This is a genomic window from Arthrobacter sp. TJ-238, assembly GCF_058269215.1.
In genome coordinates, this window is record NZ_JBZCNH010000001.1 from 128,497 (window position 1) to 149,493 (window position 20,997).

A 20,997-nucleotide genomic window follows, 5' to 3' on the forward strand; every position below is an offset into this window, starting at 1 on the left:
GCCCGCCCACTGAAGGAGACATGGTCCATGGACGCGACAATTAGCCCGCTCACCTCCTGGCGGGACGGCGCGACCCGAAAGGCCGTCCTGGAATTCATCGACGCCGTTTCGACGGGCCCGGACGCCATCCCGGTCGCCGAACGCATCGCGGTGTTCGATAACGACGGCACGCTATGGGCGGAGAAACCCGTGCCCGTGGAGTTGCACTATGTGGTCGGGAAATGGGCCGCAGCGGCCCGCGCCGACCCGACGCTGGCCGAACAGCAGCCCTACATATCCGCCGTCACCGGAGACCTGTCCTGGTTGGGCAACGCACTCGACCAGCATTACGCCGGCGATGACTCGGACCTGAAGATTCTGCTCGCCGCCCTCCTCAGCACGACACTGGACCAGAGTGTCGACGACTACCAGAGCGCTGTGGCTGCCTTCTACAGGGAAGCGAAACACCTGACCCTCGGTCGGGCATACTCGGCCACCGTCTACCAACCCATGATCGAACTGCTGCTCCATCTCGAAGCTCATGACTTCACTTGCTACATCGTCTCGGGCGGCGATCGCGACTTCATGCGCCCCATGACGCTGGACTACTACGGCATCCCCCCTGAGCGGGTGATCGGATCCGCCGTTGGCCTCCGTTACGACGCCGACAGCAACAACATCAGCTACGGGGCAGACTTCAGTTTCCTCGATGACGGCCCCGAAAAACCCGTCCGCATCTGGAGTCGAATCGGACGGCGGCCGGTATTGGCCGCCGGCAATTCCAACGGCGACATCCCTATGCTCCGGTATGTGCAGAAGCATCCGCGCTCCCTCAGCCTCCTTGTCCACCACGATGACCACACCGAAAGAGGCGATCAGCCCTACGACAAGGGAGCCGAGGAAGCCCTACGCACAGCTGGGGCCTTTCACTTCACCGTCGTCAGCGTCCTCAACGATTGGGAATCCATCTTCCCCACCGCGTCCAGCGACGATGCCTCGAAACGCGGTCCTCTCTTGAAGGGTGAGTCTCATCCGAGGTCTACCTGATCGGTCTCAGTGATCGGCTACGTCGGGTTCGCATCGCATTCCTGTCCGGTTCAGGCTCGGGCGCTGAGCGAGAGCCAAACAAGGAGCATCATGATCCCAGTGGATAGGCCTGCCAGGCCAAGGAGAGGTCTGTGGCCGGTCATGACCGCAATGAATTCTCGAAGGTACGCGCTGGGCCAGAAATACAGGGCAGTGGGTGAGCCTATTGCTTGTGCGTCGACACCTACTTTTCGGGCCAGCATCGCCGCGCGTGGGGCATGGTAGTTGTTCGTCACGATCAGGTAGGGCGGATCTATACCGACCTCCTGCAGTAGCCCGGCGCTGTAACGGAGGTTCTCCTCAGTGTTCCGGGCCCGGTCCTCCACGAGGATGTCGCGGTCGGGTACCCCATGCTCACGCAACCACTCAGCCATGGCTTCGCCTTCCGGACGAGACTCCTCGGCGCCCTGTCCTCCGCTGGGGACGATGGGGATCCTGCTGCTTGTCTCCTTCTGTTCCTGTCGTTGTTGTGCTGCGGCGAGGGCTTGCTGAAGGCGTCCCGCCAGCAACGGCGGTACCTGCCCTGATAGGAGGCCGGCTCCGAGCACAATGATCGCCTGGGCGGGGGCCCGTCGGGCCACGAAGGCGTAGAGCACCGTATGAGCTACGAAGATCAAAAACAGCAGACCCAGGCATGCCTGCGCGGTCAGTAAGCCGACCGCAATCGTCCCGGTCACCGTGTTCTCGTGTCTGATCAACCACACGACGATCAGAGGAAGAACCAGAAGCGCGATCCCTGCCACCAACGACAGCAAGTTACTTAGCGAGCGATGCTCCCGGCGAATCATGAAGATCCCGTTGACAATCAACATCAAGGGCAACAGCAGCAGGCCCACGGCACCTGCTACTAGGACCGCGACTCTGATCAGGTCAGCGGCGAACTCGACGGTGGGTATCTTTGCGGCCACGAACGACACCAAGCCCAGAACATAGTAGATAGTCACTACAGCGAGGAAACCGTTGCGTAGTGGCCGAGGATCCCGATTCAGGGACCACCACAGCAGACCCCCGCTGATGAGGGCCCCGAGGGAAGCGACGACGGTCTGAGTAAGAGCGACCTGCCACGACGCAACTTCCATGAGCGGCCCCCACGACCTCACTAAGCGGCGTCAGTCATGCCATCCGGGTGGCGCCGCCGGTCACGCTTACCCTCATCGACCATATCTCCACGCCGACCTTGCCCGGCCGGAGGAGGAGTCCCTTGCCCCAGTAGCCAGCCGCCTTCCTCCCACCAGAACTCTCTCACTGAAAACGGTGAAGTTCGAGGAGGCTCCGGTGAATGCCGTTGCTAGGGTCGAGCCATGAGCCAAGCGATGCGGGCGAGCGGCCCCACCCATCCTCAGCTTCGAACCCGGCGTTGGCTCCTGGCGGCCGGTGGAGCTTCCGTCGTCCTGATCGTCAGCTATCTACTGGCGGTATGGACTGCGCGTGGTCAAGCGCTGGAGAACTCAGCCCTGCGTGGCGCGGACCAGGTCGGCAGTGATGACCTCACTGCTGCATCGGAAGCGCTGGGCCAGATCACCGTGTACTCCCTCGCTCTCGCCGTTGTCCTCATCGGACTGGTGGGGCTGGTACGGAAACGAGTCGATCTGGCAGTCGCAGGCGTTGCTGTCATCATGCTGGGCCAAGTGCTTACTCAAGGGCTCAAGCGCTTCGTTCTTCCACGCCCGGAACTCGTCGACGTCAGTGCAGGCTTCACGCAGAACAGCTTCCCCAGCGGACATACGACGATCGCGATGACCGTGCTTTTCGCCGTCTTCATCGTCGTCCCACTCCGGTGGCGGGGTCTTGCTGTGTTGATCGTCCTGTTCTGGGCTATCGGAATCGGCGCCTACACAACGACCGCGAAATGGCACCGCTTCAGCGACACACTAGGTGCTGACGCTGTCGCCCTGATCTGTGCCTGTCTTGCCTCCTGGTGGCTGATGCGACGCGGCAGCGTCCACTTCACCAGCGGTCCGGTCCGGGGAGGCAGGGTCATTCTCGCCGGTCTACTCACACTCTCGACTGCACTCCTGCTCGTGCTCGGCGCGATCCTGTGGGGAGTGCCGCTCCTGCGTGGTTGGGACGTTGCAGCCCCCGACCCTACGCAGGACTACACGGTCTATCTTGGAGCGCATTCACTGGCAGCAGGTTTCTCCGGATTGACCGCTCTCATCTTTTGGCGTCTCTGGCACCGGCTCGACACCATCCGAACAAAAACACCCGGCCGCATGGTGGCAGAGAGCCACGTACGCCCGGACAACGCCTGACACAGCAGACACCGACGCAGCCCAAGCTCAGACACACTCCCTCACGGCGAGTGAAGCAAGGCGAAACCGTCCAGAGCAGTCAGGCGCTGGTGTAGACCAGAACGGCGTAGACCGTGAATGCAGTCACCACCCATACAACGACACCAAGAACGACGACCAGCGCGACGGACAACGTGCCTCGTTCCCGCCTCGGCGCTTCGTGCTGTGGCGAGAAACGACTGTCAGTCACGACGTCACCTCCCAGCCTGAGTGGCAAGGCGTACCTTGAGCGGGTAGCACAATCCGTCGCGCTCACGGCAAAACGACGATGACGCTTCGCACGCGGGTTATGCACCACCTTCGAGCCCGCCTGCCTGATGTTGAACCGGGGCCGGAAACCGAGCATTGCGAACAGGTGGTCGACGTCGATAATGGCCGCGGGTCGACACGTCGTCGACCCGTTTCGCGCGTTGTCGGAGCATAGGACCGGGCGCAAGTCACTTCTGGAGATCATCGTCACCGCGCTAGTAGCAATTCGGTCTTCTCGGTACGCATCGACCATCCGGAGTCGTGTCACGAAGGGCCAAGCCATGAGCACCGAGAAATCACCTTCGACCGTCGAGCCCTTGGGCGGTCAGCCTCCAGCTGGCATCAGCCCCTCGATGATCGACTTCGACTACCAGCTGAAGTATGGGCGGGCCTTCGAGGCGGCCCTTTGGGCCATGCCAGCCGCATGCATCTACCGGTTTCGTGCCGCTGCGATCGATGACCTCGGTCTCCGTGGCAACGACATCATCGCGTATTCAGCCCAGGCCACGCCGCTCCTAGAAGCGCTGACGCCAAACAGTTCGACACCGTACATCGCGGCCTATGCCGACCTCCGGAACGGTCCCGTGATACTCGAAGTGCCCGCCGCCGACGACGTCGCAAGAGTCTACGGACAGGTCGTGGATGCCTGGCAGTACACGAGTGCCGATGTCGGCCCCGCGGGCCTCGATCAGGGCAACGGCGACCGGCTTACGCACAGCTCACTTTTCGACTTTTGATGTTGTCGGTACAGCTGGCCGAGAAGAGCACCAGCTGACAGTTCTGGTGTTCGCAGGTCAACGTCCATGAGTTGCGTCCTCCTCTCCCAAACGTGCAGCCATGGAGCATTACACGCTGAGATCCTCCCAGATCAGATGTGTAGTCTGTCCCGTCTCCCAATCACGTCGAAGAATGGCGTAGGCGATTGAAGCACGCAGCGTTCCGTCTTCGCTCGGCCAGGACTCGCGGTAGTGAGCTTCTTTGACCCACCCGCAGTGGAGAAACGTCTTGCGCATGGCCACGTTGTCCTCCCTGGTTTGTCCCTCAAATCGGTTGACCGTCGGCATGGTCGTGAAGACGTGATGTGTGGCCGCCCGCAGAATCTCTGTTCCAAGGCCACGCTTGCGAGAAGGTTCGTCCAGACGAAGGTCGAACAACGGACTGCCATCACTGAGGTCCTCGAACCGGAAGAAGCCAATACGGCCGTGCTCGCTATGGTCTATCCAGAAAGAGTCATTGTCCTCATCGCGGAAGCGCCCCTTTCCGATGGAGGTTTCTACCTGGTCGCGGGTGAGGTGAGAACCGACGTGGAAAGGGAATTCGTTGCGCGTCATGAAAGATATGAGAGGCTCGCGGTCGGCTCCGACGGGATCAATGCGTGTGAAGGTGATCGACATAGTGCCTCACCATACGGTGTGCCAGCTCAGGACCAACTGAACCCCGCTCTCCATGAGTACCTCCTGCCGCACGGATGAAGCATCACCTCGAACGTCGACGCCTCGATGTGGGTCGTGCTTCCGACGCCGATGGGGCCCGGCGCGTACACGCAGGCCCTCTGGAGCACGATACAGGCCGCCTTGTAGAACTGCGGGAGCAGCGAGCTTTTGAGAATTACCGAAGAACCCGGCGACCCCAGGGATAGTCCCGTTCAGGCCGGCATCTATCACTCGGCTTTCCTTATGACGATGGGGCCTCTCTAGGGTTTGCAGTGACAGCCGAGGACAACGGGGCACTGTTCTTTGCCGTAGGTGGCTAACACCACCATGTCGGCACCATCGTGTGGACTAGTCAAGGGCCGGAGTACGCAGCAGCGAGTTGGGACTTGGGTCCCTCACAGTGCGACTCGAGAATGCAGAGGAACGCACGGACGTCGAAGCACGCCCGGACACCGCAGGCCTCGACTACCAGAAGGCCGGCGACGATATTGTCACCGAGGACCCCTGGGGTAACACCGTCATCGTGACGGCAGCCTAGCTGCGCCCAAGTAGTCAGCAGATCGCAGCCGCGAAGCAGCCCTGAGTGTCAAGGTAAGGAAAGGTTTCAACGAGCCGGGTGTTGTGGCGCTAGTTGGTGAGGTTGCGCTTGCTCGCCCTGCGTGGCGAACATGCGACCTTCTGGATCGAGTCGCGTGAGCAGTGCTGCCGCAATATCCGAGAGTTGACTTACCTGTTCAGCGCTGAGCTGATCGAACACCAGGGTGCGGACGTTCTCCACATGGCCCGGAGCTGAGTGCACGACCTTCGTCCAGCCGACCTCCGTCAGGGTGACATTCGTTGCCCGCCGGTCCTCGATACATGGGGATCGCTCAACGAGACCCTTCCGCTCCAGACCGGTCAGAACCCGCGACAGCCTGGGTAGGGTCGCGTTGGTCAGGGAGGCGAGTGCCTTGATACGCAGGGTTCTATCGGCCACTTCCGACAGGGACGCCAACACGAAATATTCGAAGTGGGTCAGATCCTCATCGTGCGTGAGTTGCGCATCAAGAGCACCGGGCAGCAACTCCAGTACAGCCGCTACGTGCACCCATGCGGTGTGTTCGTCAACTGTGAGCCATCTCGGTTCCCTCATACGCTCATCCTACGCTTGAGTTGTAGCTACAACTAATGGGTGCTAGCTTGTTCGTTGTATCTACAACTGACATCCGAGGGAGCTTGACTATGACGGCGTTCACCCTCTTCGGTAAGGGCAACATGGGTGCTGCGATCGCTGGCGTGCTCGAGGCGGGTGGAGCAGCCGTCGAGCACATCGACACCACGAGCATCGATGCACGCATCAAGGGCGATGTGGTGATCCTCGCGGTTCCCTCCCCTGCGCTCCAGGACATCATCGCCAGGTACAGTGATCAGTTGGCCGGCAAGATCGTCGTCGACATCACCAACCCGCCGAACTTCGAGACCTTCAACTCTCTAGTGGTTCCAGCCGATAGTTCCGCCGCCGCAGAACTGGCCGCTTCCCTGCCATCGTCGAAGATCCTCAAGGCCTTCGACACGAACTTCGCCGCAACGCTCGCCTCCAGGTCGGTCGGCGCGAACAGGACGACAGTGCTGATCGCCGGTGATGATATCGACGCCAAGAGAACCCTCGCCGCCGCCGTGGAAGAAGGCGGGGTCGGCGCCCTCGACGCCGGCCCGCTGGCACGCGCCCGTGAACTCGAGTCAATCGGATTCCTGCAACTGACCCTCGCCGCCAGCGAGCAGATCTCCTGGACGAGCGGCTTCGCACTCGTCCGCTAGAGCATTGCACTGCGGCACCGATCAATCGGTCAACGCCGCAAGGGCACACGATCCCATCTCCCCCTCATCGAATAGGACTCCCATGAAGAACCCCACTATGACCACCACCGCCCAAACCCTCCTGCGGGTAGTTGTCGGATTCCTCTTCGCCGCCCATGGCTGGCAGAAGTACACAGAATGGACGATCGCCGGCACACAGGCCGCTTTCGGCGAGATGGGCATCCCCCTCGCCGAACTCGCCGCACCTGCCGTCGCGACACTGGAACTGATCGGTGGCATCGCGCTCATTCTCGGCATCCTGACCCGGCCAGTCGCGCTTCTGCTGGCCCTCAACATGGCTGGCGCGCTGGTGCTCGTCCACCTGTCCTCCGGCGTGTTCGTCTCGGACAACGGATACGAACTGGTCCTGCTCCTCGGAACCGCAGCCCTGGCAATCGGCCTCATTGGTCCTGGGCGGTTCTCGCTCGACCACGTTTTCTTTGCCAACCGCACCTCCAGGGCAAAAGTGCTGGCCTAACGCGCCACCCGCCCCAAACAGCCTTAGGTAAGCGACCCAGCGCTTTCCCACCCCACTTCGGCGGGTCAGGCCCGCCCCGTGAAGCACTGTCGATATGTGTCATCGCTCAACCTCAGGCGCCACCGGAATCCACGTTTGTGGCACATAGACACCCGGCTGGCGCCTGATCGTATTCACCGGGCTCATCTTCAGCGACGTCGGACCTGTGTACCGGGGCGTTGACATTCTGCTGCGCTTCTTCGAGATCGCCGTGTTCCTCGAGACCGGATCCCTGGCCGCGATGGGCCACGAGGTCGATTAGGCACCGCAACTCAAAGACCTCGCGGACGCGCCACGGCCGGGAGCAATAGGTGAGGGGAAGGACGGTGACGCTCCCCCGCTGCGGATTGAGTACGTGATCATGGTGTCGTGTCAGAGAGAGACTCGACCCTCGTATCCGACATCGCGGAACGACCCCATCCCGCCGCGGTACAGGGTGAGCGACTGGGCTGACGCTTCACGGAGACCGCGTCGATCCTCGACGTCCGCGAACTGCTGGTCGAGCCAGCAAGCGGCACGGGCCCGCTGCTCATCCTGGCCCAGCAGCGCGGCGGCGCGGACCTCGGCGATGGCCGCGATGATCTCGTCCCGGACGGCTTCGACGGTGCTCTGCGCGCGGCTCGTGGGTCAATCACAGGGTGGCACCCACGCATCCGGCAGAGAGTGCGCGGGGCAGGTGGGTGCGCCGGCGACAATCCTGGGGGGCTTGGAACGTGTGACACCTTCCTCAGGGAGTGTCCTCCGAAAAATCAGGCAGGTTTGGCGTAGACGGCCGCACTCATGACCTCGTAACCCACGAACGTCTCGTCGTTCCCGACCCAGGCATCATGACCGGAAGGGATCGAATAAGCGTCGCCGGCGTGGATGGTGGTGCGGGTGCCGTCTTCCATTTCCACTTCGAGCGTCCCAGCAGTGCAGACCCCCAGGTGGTTGTTCTGGCAGCTCCCGGTGTGCACCACTGCCCATGGGTCCGGAGGAGAGACCGAGCGCTCCAGCGATGAAGGTTCGGCGGCGCCCGGTCGGGGCCGCCGAACACGTGCGAGCGAGGCTCACAGCGTGCTCTCGGCAGGAGCGGATGTCGACGCATGAGGTAGACGTAGCCTGAAACACACTTCCAACGCGAAGGAGAAGATTCGTGCACGTATTCATCGTCGGAATCAGCGGTGCAATCGGGGGCCTCGTGGCCGAGCGACTCCGGGTGCGGGGTGATCAGGTGTCCGGTCTGGTTCGCAGCCGGCAGCAGGAACGCCGTCTGTCGGATGCGGGAATTCGCGCTCACGTCGGTGATGTGTCCACGCTGACAGCGGATGATCTGATCCCCCTCCTCGATGGCGTGGACGTCATCGTCTTCACAGCCGGCTCTAACGGTGGCGCGCGTGCTGTCACTGATGCAATCGACAGCACTGCAGTCGAGATGAGCCTTGTCGCTGCTGAGTCCGCCGGGCTTCGACGGTTCGTCCTGGTGTCGGTCTTCCCCGAAGCATGGCGGGAGCGCACGCTGAGCGACGACGAGGAGCACTACTTCGCGGTGAAGAAGGCGGTCGACGTCCGGGTCAGTCGGTCGTCCTTGGAGTGGCTTGTTCTTCGACCCTCGCTGCTGACCGACGAGGCGGGTTCGGGCCGTGTGACTCTCGGCCCTGCCGCGCATCACGAAGAGATTCCTCGTGACGATGTTGCCGACGTGCTGGTCGAACTCCTGCACCAGCCCTCCATCAACAGACGGATCCTTGAACTGACGCGAGGGGAGACGCCGTTCGCCGAGGCGGTTCGCGCTCAACTAGCCGGCTGATCACGAACGGGACGCCTCAGACGTTGCCTGAAAGGGTCGGCCGGTGACGGAGGCTCGTCGGGGAGCTGCGGCGTCCGCTCCGCGGCTTCCCCGACGAGGGTTCATTCTCCAGCTGGGACGGAGGGCTTGGAGGTCAGACGTCGCGCTTCTTGGTCACGACAAGAGCTGCTGCCATGAGGACGAGCGCCCAGGCGGCCATGGTGAGCCCGCCCTGAAGGGGGGTCAGTGCGCCGTCGGCCGTGGTGACGGCAACCATCGCCTGGCCGGCCTCGCCCGGGAGGTAGCGGCCTGCGTCCGCAACCGACTCGGCCAGTCCGCTGAGAAGCTGGAGGACGACCGGCAGGACGAAGAACAGGCCCACCGAGGTGACGATGCCGCCTGCGGTGTTGCGTAGCAGGATGCCGATCGCCATGGAGATCAGCGCGACGAGCGCGAGGTAGGTCCCGCTGTTCACGATCGAGAGAAACACTTTGTCCTCCGTGAGGGAGAAGGTCAGGTCCGCTCCGCCCAGGATCGGCTGCGCGACGACGTAGGACAGCAGCGCACTCGCGAATCCGACGAGGAACGCGATCGCCGCGACGACGAGAGCCTTCGCGAGAAGCGCCTGGGTGCGTCCCGGTACCGCCACGAGCGTGGAGCGGATCATGCCCGTCGCCCATTCGGAGGCGATCAGGACCACCGCGAGAGAGGCCAGGAGCAGCTGGCCGAAGATCAGCCCGGACGAGGGGACGGTCAGTGCCATGAAGGCTGCACTACCCGATCCTTCCGCTGGTACCTGTACGTCCGGTGGCAGTTGCGCGTCGGATTGAGCCAGCACGACGAACGACCATGCAGAGAGGGCGGCCAGGCCAATCATGACGATGACGGTCCCCAGAAGCAGGATGACGGTCGAGGGGACGGTGGTGACCTTGATCCATTCGGACTTCAGCACCCGGCCGAAGGTGATCCCCTGGATGGTCCGGTGCATGCTTGGCCGAGCTTCTTGTGGGGTCGGGGTGGTGGTATTCGTGGTCATGGTCAACGTGCTCCTGCAGGATCGGGGACTGAGGTGGTGTTCGTGGGGTCCGTCGCACTGCGGGAGTGGTACTCGACGTCGTGGTTCGTGAGCTGCATGTAGGCGTCCTCGAGGGACACCTGGATGGGGGTCAGCTCATAGAGGAGGAGGTCCTCCCGGAGCGCGACTTCGGCGATGCGGCGGGGCTCGACGCCGGTGATCTCCACGAGTTCGGGTTCGATGACCTGCGAGGTGATGCCGTGACTGCCGAGCCTGGCGAGGAGGTCCTGTGGGCGCTCGGCGCGGACCCGGACGCGCGTCTTGCTCTGCCCGTCGATGATCGACTGGATCGGGGCGTCCGCGATGATACGGCCGCGGCCGATGACGATCAGGTGGTCGGCGGTCAGGGCCATCTCCGACATGAGATGGGAGGAGAGGAAAACCGTGCGCCCCTCCGCGGCGAGATCCTTCGCGAGGTGCCGGACCCATTGAACGCCCTCCGGGTCGAGGCCATTGACGGGCTCGTCGAGGATGACGGTGCGGGGGTCACCGAGGAGGGCGACGGCGATCCCGAGTCGCTGGCCCATGCCGAGGGAGAACCCGCCGACGCGTTTCGTGGCCACGGGGCCGAGCCCGGTGAGTTCGATGACCTCCCTGACCCGGCTGTCGGGGATGCCGTGCGTCGCCGCCATCGCCCGGAGGTGGTTGTACGCGGAGCGCTTCGTGTGCACGGCCCTGGCGTCGAGGAGGGCACCAACCTCATGTAATGGCGCCTTGTGCTGAACGTAGGGGCGCCCGTTGACGGTGACCCGTCCGCCGCTGGGGTTGTCCAGGCCCACGATCATGCGCATGGTGGTGGACTTTCCGGCGCCGTTCGGGCCGAGGAAGCCCGTCACCTTCCCGGGTTGCACGGTGAACGAGATGTCGTCCACCGCCGTCTTGGCGCCGTACCGCTTGGAGAGGCCTCGAACTTCGATCATGATGCTGTCCTTCGTGATTGTCGTCTGGTGGTGTGTGGACACAGGTGTTGCGGGCTTACCGGGAGGCCCGCTCGAAGGCAGGACGTGACAGGCGGGGCAGGAGTTGGTGCCACGTCGGGGCCTGCCTGCACCGGGAGTTGTGTCAGTTCGACGTGTCCGTTGTTCCCGGCGTCGCGTTGACCGAGCGTCCGATAGAAGCGTGGGTGCCCCGGCCTCAGGGCGTGTGTTCGTCCTTCATGCCCTGTTCCTTCTTGAGGAGTTCGCCGGCGATGACGCTCGCCCGCGCAAGGACGTCGAGCTGTGCCGGGTTGTACAGCGCCGTGAGCGATTCGACGACTGTGGTCCGGGTGACCTCGAGGCTTTTGGAGAGGTGCTTCCCGGGTTCCGTGAGCCAGGGGTAGTCCCTGATGGCATCGGCGATGGTCGGTGCGTAGCGGTCGGCGAGTTCGGCGCGTGCTGGTTCATCGGCGTCAGGGGCCAGCTCGTCGAATTCCTTGCTCGGCGACTCCGGATCCTGCCGGATCATGGTCCGTAGGTCCTGCATCGCATCGTCGTCGTACAGCTGGGAGTAGATCAGCATCAGTGACTGGTCCGGCTCGGACAGCCGGGGAGCCACGTCCTCGAATCCTGCCGGGACGCCTGTCACCGAGGAGCCGTGGAGGATCGCCTGGATCTCCGCCCTGGCGCGCTGCAGCCTCTCGATGCTCACGGCCAGGTCCGCGTCGATCGCCCTCAACGCCTCGAACGATGGATCGCCCTCGAGGGCCACGTCGTCGATCTGGTCGAGCGGGACGCCGAGATCCCGCAGGCGGCGGATCTTCAGGAGGCGGACCAGATGCCTGACCTGGTACTGCTTGTAGCCGTTGGACGTCCTGTCCGGCTGCTCGAGCAGCCCGACCTGGTGATAGTGACGTACGGTATTCACGGTCGTTCCCGCCAGCTCGGCGATCTCCCGGGTGCTCCACGCCATTCTCGTCACTCCGTCCGCGTCCTCGTCCACCGGTTCATTCGCTGTGCCCGTCCGTCAGCCGGCCCGTGGGAAACCCATCGTCCCACCGGCCGAAGACGTTCCGGCTTCCGTTACCAGCCCAGGAATCCGACGAGTCCGGTTGCAAGAGCCGCGATAACGCCGGTCCACAGGACGATGGCGATCGCCTGCCAGAACAGGACCCGCTCCTTCCGGACCCCGGATGCTGCGAAGAACGCGGCGGTGAGCTGCGTGGGAAGCGCAAGCGGAGCGAGGAGACTCGCGCCCGGCACGCCGAACCGGGAGAGCCAGCCCTGCAGGCGGCGCTGCCCCTTCACGCGGCGCGCTGATGGAGCGGCGGATGCGGGATCGGACGCCTCGCGCTCGTCCCTGCGGCCGGCCACGACCTTCTCGCGGACACGTGAGCTGACGGTGACGACGGCGAGCACGCTGAGGAAATTGCCGATCATGGCAGCGAGGGCCGCCACGACCGGATTGATCCCGAGGATGATGCCGATGCCGGCGGCTCCCTCGCCCTCAATATAAGGGACCATGCCGGCGACGCCGACGCCGAGCGGTTGAACCAGCTCGGGCAGTTGCTGCACCCATTCCCTGATTCCTTCATACGGGTTGTCCACGGTGTTCTCCTTCGTCTCTTCCGCGGTGGATGCTGATCACCCCGCCGCTCTATACCATGTCTTGGTTGCGGGGTCAAGAGCGTTCTGCCGGTCCGGTTTATTCCAGATGCTGACCATTGAAGAGGGTGTGCCAGGAACAGGGTCAAGGCCGCGGGAGGAGTGATACGTCACACCGCTCGTTGAGGGGCGATGCGGCCTCCCTGTTGCTCACGACGTCGAGGGCGCCCGCCTTGACCGTGTGGTGGGCACACAGTGTCTCCTGAGGACAGACGCCCTCGGCAGGACCGTCCTGGTGGACGCCCACCGCCGGCGGCACTCTCCAGCCATGGGGTCCCCGATCCCCGTCGACCGAAGGAACCCCTGATGACCGTGCACCTCCGCCATCCCGACGGTCTTCTGCAGCAGACCGACTACGCGCCGGTCGCCGTGGCGACGGGAACCCGGTTCCTGCTGCTCGCAGGACAGGCGGGAGTGACACCCGCCGGCGCACCGACCGCAGAGGATCTGACGGGCCAGGTCCACTCCGCGCTGCGCAATGTCGCCACGGGCGTGAGGGGCGCAGGGGGCGACGTCGGGGACATCGCCCGATTGACGTTCTACGTCGTCGACTGGACGCCGGACATGGCTGACGACCTCTGGGCGGGTACAGCGCGCGCCCAGGAGTCCGAAGGCTTCACCTCACCGTTGCCACCCATGACGGTCATCGGCGTCCAGGCGCTCTGGGTCCCCGCTCTCCTCGTCGAGATCGAGGCGACGGCAGTCCTGGCCTGAGGTGGGGGCACATCCCTTCGGCGCAGCCGGACCTAAACACTCTCGTCGGGGGATCCGCGGAACGGACGCCGCGGCCCCCGGCGAGACCATCCGACCTCAGTCCTCGTCGCCGGCCGCCGCAGCCTTGACCGCATCCTTCTCGGCGCGCAGGGCCTCCGTCTCGTGCTGTTCCTCGGCTTTCTCCTGGCGGATGACCACCGCGAAGAGCTTCTCCATCTCCTTGGCCACGCCCCCTGCCGACGCAGGGTTCTGGCCAGTCACGAGCCGGTCGTCGACCACGACCTTCTCCTCGAAGACATCCGCGAAGACGTGGGTCGCGCCCTGTTCCTCGAGACGGTCCGCCAAGGAGAAGGGGATGACCTTGTCCTTGCCCGCGGCGACCTCCTCGTCGTTGGTGAAGGCGGCCACCCTGCGGCCCTCGACGAGGCGGAACCCGTTGTCCAGTTCCACGTTCACCAGCCCGGCGGGCCCGTGGCAGACCGCGCCGACCAGACCGCCTCCGTCGTAGACGCCGGCCACGAGCTTCTGCAGGCCCTCGCTGTCCGGGAAATCCCACATGGTGCCGTGCCCGCCCACGAGGTAGACGGCGTCGTACTGGGCGGGGTCGACGACGTCGACGCGGGCCGTGTTGTAGAGACCGGCGCGCGTGGTCTCGTCCTCCGTGAAGGCGACCTGCACGGGATCCGCCGTGTCCACCTCGTCGCGCGGGGGCTGCCCGCCCTGGATCGATGCGAAGTCGACGAAGTGCCCGGAGTCCTTGAAGACCTTCCAGGGATGTGCGGCCTCGGCAACGTTGTAGCCGGTCTTCTCTCCCGTGTCGCCGATCTCGGAAACGCTGGTCAGAACCATGAGGATCTTCTTCATGGGTTGCTCCTCTCGTCAGCTCTCCACCCTACGCCCGGGCACCGGCACTCGGGCCGTCGTCTACGTGAAGCGGAGCTCCTGGGCTTGAGCGCCGCGTTCCCATGCCCAATCGGTGAGGTCCTTGGCCCCCTGGGTTTCAAAGAATCCGTTCAGGGCCTGCTCCGCCACCTCAGTGGGGACCTGCACTCCTTGGGGCACCCAGGCAGTCAGACCATGCGTGTCCACCGCGATCGACACCTCGTCGTCCTGATGGGGAAGATGAGTGAGTACGGACAGTGTCTCAAGGTCTCGATCGTCCGAAGCGACGTGGACAACGAAGCCTTCGGCAGCAGCGCCCCAGGCCTCGAAGCGACGGTGACCGAGGACGACGACGAACCGGCCATCCTTCCGACTTTCCCAACGTCCTAGGTGGGAGAGTGCCCTTTGTTTGGCTTCCGCGACACTCTCGATCGCCTCTCCTGCCACGACCCAGGTGGACGGTGAAGCCTGGTGACGACGGTTGTATCCGAAGAAGGCGATCTCTCTTCCGAACGCATACCCGATGGCGGACACCGGAACGGACAGGAGGGCAAACCCCCGCCAGGGGGCAGGCAACATGAGCAACAAAGCCAGTTCAGCAAGTATCACTCCGTAGATCAGCCACGCCGGCCCCCGGATGCCCGTAAGCACACCTACAGCGCCACTTATCAGAAGCCCAGCTCCCACGACCACGACCGCCGGCACAAGCGCCTCGCCTGGCACATAGCCGACCAGCAGGAACAACAACAGGACAAGGAGGATCGCGGGAATCAGTAGCCGGAGCCAAAAGTCACGGGATTCGCCTGCCCCTCGCACTCGAGCAGATTTACGGTCGTCCATCAATTTCCCCGCATCTCAGTTTCCAGCAACGACAAATTTAGCAACATCCAGTCCGGATCCCGTTGTCATTCCATAGAACGAGGAACGCAGCAACGCCACAGAGTTCGGACCGCCGCTCGCAAGCCCCGACAACGTACTGACGTTCGTTCGTGCCGCTTGCTGGAGTGTACTGGATGGGCTGGGTCCGCCAGGTACGTGGGTGAGAGCACCGCCCGTAACGCCGGCCCAGCCCACGTCACCCCAGGTGATTGCTTCCCCGGAAATGAACTTGTCGGTTGCGGTTCCCGCGATTGCACCACTACTTCCCAGTGCAGTCGTTGCTGCCGCAGCCTGAAGTGTGGGCCTGGCGCCTGCGGCAGTCAGCGTATATGCGCCGTAACCTCCTGCACGGGCCAGAGTTCCGCCAGCAGGTCCCGCCAGGCCACCCACAGCACCGCCCACCGTACCGCCGACTACCGATCCGGCGAAGGACCGCCAATTGTCGATCCGGCCTCCGTTCTTGACCAGGTGAGTCGCAGCGCCACCAACGGCACCCGATGCCCCATTGACGCCCGCGTTGATGGCGACGTAGCTGCCGAGCCTTGAGGCCGATGACGCAGTAGCAGCGGCAGCGCGCCCGGCAGTCAACGCCCCGCCTCCGAGCAGTCCGACAGCTCCCATCGCAGCGGACTGCGCCCAGTTGACCTGGCCGGTGGTTGCTTTCTGAATCACAACGTCGGCGCCGAAACTGATCAGTCCCATGCCGGCGATCTGCCCGCCCGGGACGAACATCAATGCTGCGCCAGCCACGACGGCTAAGCCGCCGACGAGGTACGCATTATCGTCCGCCCACTTCTCGATCGCGGCGACGGCTCCGCCTGCAGAGCCGTCGTAGGCCTTGAGGTCGTCGTCGGTGAGGGGGCGGAGTCCGGTGGGGTCGGTGGTGTTAAGTGGGTTGTTGCCCGCGTACGCGTAGGGGTTGCCGTCCCAGCCCGCCCCCAGGACCGGGGCCAACGGGTCCGTGGACAGGAACCCCCGTGTCGTGGGGTCGTAGGCGCGTACCCCGAGCCATTCCAGGCCCGCGATATCCACGCCGCCCTGACCTGTCAGGCCGACACCCGCCGGGAGCCCACCGGCCGGCCCGGCACCGACACCGGCGACCCCGCTTGTCATTCCGCCGGGGGTGGGGACGGCGGGGGTGCCGAGGACGGCCCAGGGGTCGGTCTCGTCTGTGGGGCGGGCGGCCCGCCACCCAGACGCGGTCCAGGCGTCGGCGATACCTGTCACACCGCCGGGCAGGGACAGCACCTGACCACCACCAGCGACACCAGGAATTTCGGCGTCTGCGTTCCTGTCGCTGGCTGGGGTGATGTGGGTGAGGGTGGGGATGGGGTTCGCGGTGTCCCACCAGAGCCGGGTGCCGTCGATGCCGGCGAGTTCGCCGAGGGCGTCGAACCACAGTTCGTGCCGCGACATGACGTCCCCGTCGGGTGTGCGCTCGCAGGTGCTCTTCAGCTGGCCGGTGGGGCCCCAGGCGTATTCGGTCCAGGCCCCGTCGGCGCTGATGAGGCGGGTGCGCCGGCCCAGGCCGTCGTGGACGAACTCCGCCCGTGACCCGTCCGGGTTCGTGATCGTAAGGAGCTGTCCTGCGGCGTCGTAGGTGAATATCCGCGACCCTGCCGGGGTGGTCTCGCGGATCAGGCGTCCGCCGGCGTCGTACTGCCACTCCGAAGTCTCTGCCGATGGGGCATGAGGCCCGGGCGCCGGAGTCTCCCGGCCTTCGATCAGCGTGGTGGCGGCGGTGATCATCTGTCCGGCGTTGTCGTATCCGTAGCGGGTGACGGTCCCGGCGCGGGTCAGGGCGGTGATCCGACCGTCGTCGTCCCGCCCGATCAGCGTCACATCCGTGCCGCCGCCACCGTCCGAGTTGTTGGTGCGGCTGTGTTCGGTGAGGTTCCCGCCCCGGTAGGCCCATTCCTGGACGAGGTCCCCGGCGGTGACGCGGGTGAGGCGCCCGGACGCGTCATGGGTGAATACCGCGTCGCCCAGGTGCGGGTTGGTGACGGTGCTGATCCGCCCGGCGGCGTCCCGGGTGTAGGTGGTGGTCGTGCCCTGGGCGTCGGTGAAGGAGGTCCGGTTCCCGTCGGCGTCGTACGCCCACGACAGGCCCTGCCCGCCCCGGGTGCGGGAAGTGAGCTGCCCGCGCCGGTTGAAGGCGAGTTCGTGCTCCACGACCAGCCCGTCGGCGTCCGCGCCGGCCCCGGCGTTGCCGGTGTGGTCACTGATGACGACCCGCCGGTTCATGACATCGCGGTCGATCGCGGCCAGGAGTTTCCCGTCGACGCTGGTGGTGGCTTCCTGGCCGGCGGCGTCGTAGGTCCAGGTGGTGGTGTGCCCGTCGGGGTCGGTCTGGGAGAGCTGCCTTCCGGCCGGATCGTAGGTCGCGGTCGTGACCCGGCCCAGCGGGTCCGTCACCGAATCGACCTGATCGGTGGCCGTGTAGGTCCGTGTGGTCACCCCGCCCAAGGGGTCGGTGATCCGGGTGAGCCGTCCGCGGGTGTCGTACTCGAAGCGGGTCCGCCCGCCGACCCCGTTGGTGGTGGAGGTCAGTTCCCCGGCGGTGTTGTAGGTGAACCGTCGGGTCCCGTACCAGGTGTCCTGCGAGAACGTCAGTCGCCCACACGCGTCGTACCCGTACCGGGCGGTCCCGTTGCCCGGGGTACGACGCAGGATCAACCTGCCGCACGCGTCGTAGCCGAAGGTCTCGACCTCACCCGTGGGCAGGGTCCGGGATGCTACGCGCTGATCGGCGTCATAAGCCAGCACGGTGGTCGCGCCGGTCGGGTCGGTGGTCTTCCACGGGCGCCCGCACGCGTCGTACTCGTACCGGGTCACCGCGCCGGCGGGCGAGGTGATGGAGGTGATCTTCCCCGCGGTGTCCCTTCCCAGGACGGTCAGCCCGCCCTCCCCGTCGAGGAGTTCCACCGGGTTCCCAGCCGCGTCGTACGTGATGAGCTCCGCGGCGCCGTCCGCGCCGCTCACCTTCGTGGGCCGCCCGTACTGATCAAAGGTGTAGGTGGCCGTGGCGAAGGCGTCGGTGATCGTCGCCGTCCCGTTCCTCCGGTCGGTGGCGGTGTCGGTGCGGACCCCGGTCGGATCCACGACCGCGGTCAGCGCACCCACCTTGTCGTACTCGCGCACCCAGTCGTGCCCGGCCGGATCCGTGATCCCGACCAGCCGCGACATCGCGTCATGGGAGAACCCCCAGGACGCGCCGTCGGGCAGCACCGCCGCGGTCACGTTCCCGAGCTCATCGACCACCCGCTCTATGCTGCGTCCCAGCGGGTCGATGGTGCGGACCAGCTCACCGTTGGCGGCATATTCCATCTGGGTCCGTCCCCCGTCCGGGGCAACCGACGCCGTCGGACGCCCCGCCGGGTCGTGCTCGAACAACCACACCGCCCCATCCGGGTCCTCACGGCGGACCAGCAAACCCCTGGCGCCATAACCGAACCGGGTCTCGGCCCCGGACGGGCTGACAGCCGCGACCGGGCGGCCCGCCTGGTCCCGGACAATCCTCGCAGTGTCGCCGACCGCGTTGCGGGTGGCGACCAGGTCCCCGAACCCGTCGTACTCGAAGCCAACGCTCACGCCGGCCGGGTCCGTGACCCGGACCAGCTGCCCGTTATCCCAGTCCAGCACCGTCCGCCCACCCAGGGCGTCGCGCACCACCGACGGGTCCTGGGTGACATCGTCGGCGTAGTCGTAGCTGACCACGGACCCGGTGGCGGTGACCAGGGTGGTCAGGCGGTCGTGCTCGTCCCACCCGTACGTCAGGTCCGCGCCCTCCGGCGCCACCGTCCGAATCCGCCGGCCACGCTCGTCGTAGGCATGGACCGTGACGGAGCCGTCGCGCTCGGTGAAGGACACGAGGTTGCCGTGCTTGTCGTAGGCCATGGACTGGCGTCGGTCCTCCGAATCCAGGACCCCGACCAGGCGGCCCTTGGCGTCCGCGACCCAGGAGTTGGACCGGGTGCCGTCCTCGTCGGACACGACCGTGACCCGGCCCGGCAGGTACGCGAACCGGACCCGTCTCCCGTGCTGCGTAACCTGCAGGACGACCCGGCCCTGCTCGTCGTACGTGTTTTCTGCCTCGAGGACCCCCGCGGCGGAGACCACGGCGGCGATCAGGCCCTGCTCGTTCCACCGGTACGACCGGGTCCCCGTCTCCGTGGTCACAGCCACCAGCCGGCCGGCGTCGTCGTACCCGTACTCCACCCGACGCCCGTCTGAGGACCGCACCACCGCCACACGCCCGGCTACGTACTCGACGTCCAGGAAACGCCCCCGCCCATGGGAGAGTCGGCTGATCAGCCCGGTCTCGCCGTCGAACGTCAGCGTCGGGGTGCCGCGGTGGACGGAAATGGTGCGGCCCGGTCCGGACCCGGCGCCCAGCCATACCCCTGCGAGGGAGTAGGCCCACCAGCCACCTTGATTGTTGCGGACCACCAGGAGCTCGGAAGAACCCTTCGTGGCCTCGGGCACAGAGTCCAGGTCAGACAAGCCCATGGCGGGTTCGCGGGTGAGCCAGTAGTTCTCCCCCACGGCCCGGCCCCACCCGGTGCCCTCGCGGGGGAAGTCGACGGCGCGGCCGTCGGCGAGCACCCAGCGGGCGCCCTCGTCCGACAGGGACACATGCTGGTCCAGGATCGAGGCCCAGCCCGGACCGAACACCCCCGGGGTGCCCAGACCCGAACCCAGCGAGTTGTACATCCGCGAGAGCACCAGGTTCGAGGCCGGACCGGTGAAGCCGAGGTCGGTTTCGGGTTCGATGAAGTTCCCTGTCGCGGTGTTCACCGGATCATTCGCGTACCCGCTGGTCGGCATCGCCCCGGCCGCCGTCGGCGGGTCAATGCTCAGCGCGGACCGGGACGCGCTGACCCCGGCCGCGGCCAGCGCCTCGTTCAACGCAGCATCCGACACCGTCGAAACGGCACCCTCGCCACCGGCTGCGGCGAACGCGTCAGCAACAGTGACCGCCCACACCGCGTCGTTCTCATTCGCCCGCAGATACTCGCGGTACGCGCTGATCACCCCGGAGGCCTCCAGGGACCCCCATGAGCAACTCGACGCGAAGGAGGACAGGTGCCCGGACAGGGCGCCCGGGGCCGATGACAGACCCTCGTCCAGGCCACGGGCATTGGTGGCGAAGGAGCGCAGGCGCTCCGGCCGGGCCGAGGACGTTCCACCCCCGTACCCGCCGCCACCGGGTGCAGGTGTCTGCCGGGATCCCGTGGACGCCGACGCAGGCGCGAACGACGGAGCCGCCCCCGGGTCCATGTTCGGCCGGTCCCCCTCACCCGCGAAGAAGTCCCAGCCCTTCTCGATCAGGTTCCGGTCGTTGTGCTCACGCACCCACTCGTTGTTCGCCCGACGCCGGGCGTCCTCCTCGTGCCCGGCGTCGATCATCTGCCCCACATACCCGGCCACCGTCCGCAACGCCGCAGCCAACGCGGTCGCGTCACCGGCCGCGGTCGTGGCGTTGGCCTGGAAGATCTCCGAGAACCGGCCCTTGAAATCCTCTTTCGCCGCCGTGACATAGGAGGCCCGCGTCCCCGCCTGGTTCTCCAACCGGGACGCCGCCGACTCGAACGCCCGCCGCACCGTTCCCGCCACGGAGTAATCGAACCGCCCACCATGGGAGGCATCCGATTCCGGCAACAACGGCATCTCCACGAAATCGGTCACGACCAACGCCCCCCAGGC

At 65.5% G+C, this 20,997-nt stretch carries 19 protein-coding genes; 8 read left to right on the forward strand and 11 right to left on the reverse strand.

Annotation, left to right across the window (positions count from 1 at the left end; genetic code table 11):
• Positions 1-27: 27 nt before the first annotated feature.
• Positions 28-1,026, forward strand: coding sequence for a haloacid dehalogenase-like hydrolase (locus AC4D2O_RS00635; protein WP_490904545.1), 999 nt, complete (start codon positions 28-30; stop codon positions 1,024-1,026).
• A 50-nt stretch (positions 1,027-1,076) separates the two neighbouring features.
• Here the strand turns inward: AC4D2O_RS00635 and AC4D2O_RS00640 are convergent, their stop codons facing one another.
• Positions 1,077-2,009 (reverse strand): YdcF family protein, encoded by a 933-nt coding sequence (locus tag AC4D2O_RS00640; RefSeq protein WP_490904547.1) that lies wholly within the window; start codon positions 2,007-2,009, stop codon positions 1,077-1,079.
• A gap of 357 nt (positions 2,010-2,366) precedes the next feature.
• On the opposite strand from AC4D2O_RS00640, the gene AC4D2O_RS00645 reads away from it, so the two are divergent.
• Positions 2,367-3,317 (forward strand): phosphatase PAP2 family protein, encoded by a 951-nt coding sequence (locus AC4D2O_RS00645; protein ID WP_490904549.1) that lies wholly within the window; start codon positions 2,367-2,369, stop codon positions 3,315-3,317.
• Between the two features lie 569 nt (positions 3,318-3,886).
• Complete coding sequence (locus tag AC4D2O_RS00650) at positions 3,887-4,342, forward strand: DUF1254 domain-containing protein (RefSeq protein WP_490904551.1); 456 nt, start codon at positions 3,887-3,889, stop codon at positions 4,340-4,342.
• A 108-nt stretch (positions 4,343-4,450) separates the two neighbouring features.
• Here the strand turns inward: AC4D2O_RS00650 and AC4D2O_RS00655 are convergent, their stop codons facing one another.
• Positions 4,451-4,999 (reverse strand): GNAT family N-acetyltransferase, encoded by a 549-nt coding sequence (locus tag AC4D2O_RS00655; RefSeq protein WP_490904553.1) that lies wholly within the window; start codon positions 4,997-4,999, stop codon positions 4,451-4,453.
• 439 nt (positions 5,000-5,438) lie between these two features.
• On the opposite strand from AC4D2O_RS00655, the gene AC4D2O_RS00660 reads away from it, so the two are divergent.
• A complete protein-coding gene (locus AC4D2O_RS00660; protein ID WP_490904554.1) occupies positions 5,439-5,576 on the forward strand; it encodes a VOC family protein in 138 nt (45 codons plus the stop codon).
• Positions 5,577-5,642: 66 nt separating this feature from the next.
• On the opposite strand, the gene AC4D2O_RS00665 is transcribed toward AC4D2O_RS00660, so the two are convergent.
• On the reverse strand, positions 5,643-6,170 hold the full coding sequence (locus tag AC4D2O_RS00665; protein WP_490904556.1) for a MarR family winged helix-turn-helix transcriptional regulator: 528 nt from the start codon (positions 6,168-6,170) through the stop codon (positions 5,643-5,645).
• Positions 6,171-6,259: 89 nt separating this feature from the next.
• Here AC4D2O_RS00665 and AC4D2O_RS00670 point away from each other — a divergent pair, with 89 nt between their 5' ends.
• Positions 6,260-6,835, forward strand: a complete 576-nt coding sequence (locus tag AC4D2O_RS00670) for an NADPH-dependent F420 reductase (protein WP_490904558.1) — start codon at positions 6,260-6,262, stop codon at positions 6,833-6,835.
• 82 nt (positions 6,836-6,917) lie between these two features.
• Positions 6,918-7,352: a DoxX family protein gene (locus tag AC4D2O_RS00675; RefSeq protein WP_490904560.1), complete on the forward strand. Its 435-nt coding sequence runs from the start codon at positions 6,918-6,920 to the stop codon at positions 7,350-7,352.
• A 788-nt stretch (positions 7,353-8,140) separates the two neighbouring features.
• On the opposite strand, the gene AC4D2O_RS00680 is transcribed toward AC4D2O_RS00675, so the two are convergent.
• A complete protein-coding gene (locus tag AC4D2O_RS00680; protein ID WP_490904562.1) occupies positions 8,141-8,287 on the reverse strand; it encodes a cupin domain-containing protein in 147 nt (48 codons plus the stop codon).
• Positions 8,288-8,526: 239 nt separating this feature from the next.
• Here AC4D2O_RS00680 and AC4D2O_RS00685 point away from each other — a divergent pair, with 239 nt between their 5' ends.
• Complete coding sequence (locus AC4D2O_RS00685) at positions 8,527-9,180, forward strand: NAD(P)H-binding protein (RefSeq protein ID WP_490904564.1); 654 nt, start codon at positions 8,527-8,529, stop codon at positions 9,178-9,180.
• A gap of 133 nt (positions 9,181-9,313) precedes the next feature.
• Here the strand turns inward: AC4D2O_RS00685 and AC4D2O_RS00690 are convergent, their stop codons facing one another.
• From AC4D2O_RS00690 to AC4D2O_RS00705, 4 genes are all read right to left on the reverse strand, one after another.
• Positions 9,314-10,195, reverse strand: coding sequence for an ABC transporter permease (locus AC4D2O_RS00690; RefSeq protein ID WP_490904566.1), 882 nt, complete (start codon positions 10,193-10,195; stop codon positions 9,314-9,316).
• 2 nt (positions 10,196-10,197) lie between these two features.
• A complete protein-coding gene (locus tag AC4D2O_RS00695; protein ID WP_490904568.1) occupies positions 10,198-11,154 on the reverse strand; it encodes an ABC transporter ATP-binding protein in 957 nt (318 codons plus the stop codon).
• A gap of 214 nt (positions 11,155-11,368) precedes the next feature.
• Entirely contained in the window at positions 11,369-12,124 is a 756-nt protein-coding gene (locus AC4D2O_RS00700; protein ID WP_490904570.1) for a MerR family transcriptional regulator, read from the reverse strand.
• Positions 12,125-12,234: 110 nt separating this feature from the next.
• Complete coding sequence (locus AC4D2O_RS00705) at positions 12,235-12,759, reverse strand: small multidrug efflux protein (RefSeq protein ID WP_490904572.1); 525 nt, start codon at positions 12,757-12,759, stop codon at positions 12,235-12,237.
• Positions 12,760-13,122: 363 nt separating this feature from the next.
• Between AC4D2O_RS00705 and AC4D2O_RS00710 the strand changes: the two genes are divergently transcribed.
• The gene (locus AC4D2O_RS00710; protein ID WP_490904574.1) at positions 13,123-13,530 is read left to right on the forward strand and encodes a RidA family protein; all 408 of its coding nucleotides are present in this window, start codon (positions 13,123-13,125) and stop codon (positions 13,528-13,530) included.
• A gap of 96 nt (positions 13,531-13,626) precedes the next feature.
• On the opposite strand, the gene AC4D2O_RS00715 is transcribed toward AC4D2O_RS00710, so the two are convergent.
• Genes AC4D2O_RS00715 through AC4D2O_RS00725 form a run of 3 tightly spaced genes read right to left on the reverse strand, consistent with a single transcriptional unit; the run spans position 13,627 to position 20,979 of the window.
• Positions 13,627-14,394, reverse strand: coding sequence for a type 1 glutamine amidotransferase domain-containing protein (locus AC4D2O_RS00715; protein ID WP_490904576.1), 768 nt, complete (start codon positions 14,392-14,394; stop codon positions 13,627-13,629).
• 60 nt (positions 14,395-14,454) lie between these two features.
• A complete protein-coding gene (locus AC4D2O_RS00720; RefSeq protein WP_490904578.1) occupies positions 14,455-15,252 on the reverse strand; it encodes a hypothetical protein in 798 nt (265 codons plus the stop codon).
• Positions 15,253-15,267: 15 nt separating this feature from the next.
• Complete coding sequence (locus AC4D2O_RS00725) at positions 15,268-20,979, reverse strand: DUF6531 domain-containing protein (protein ID WP_490904580.1); 5,712 nt, start codon at positions 20,977-20,979, stop codon at positions 15,268-15,270.
• Positions 20,980-20,997: the final 18 nt, after the last annotated feature.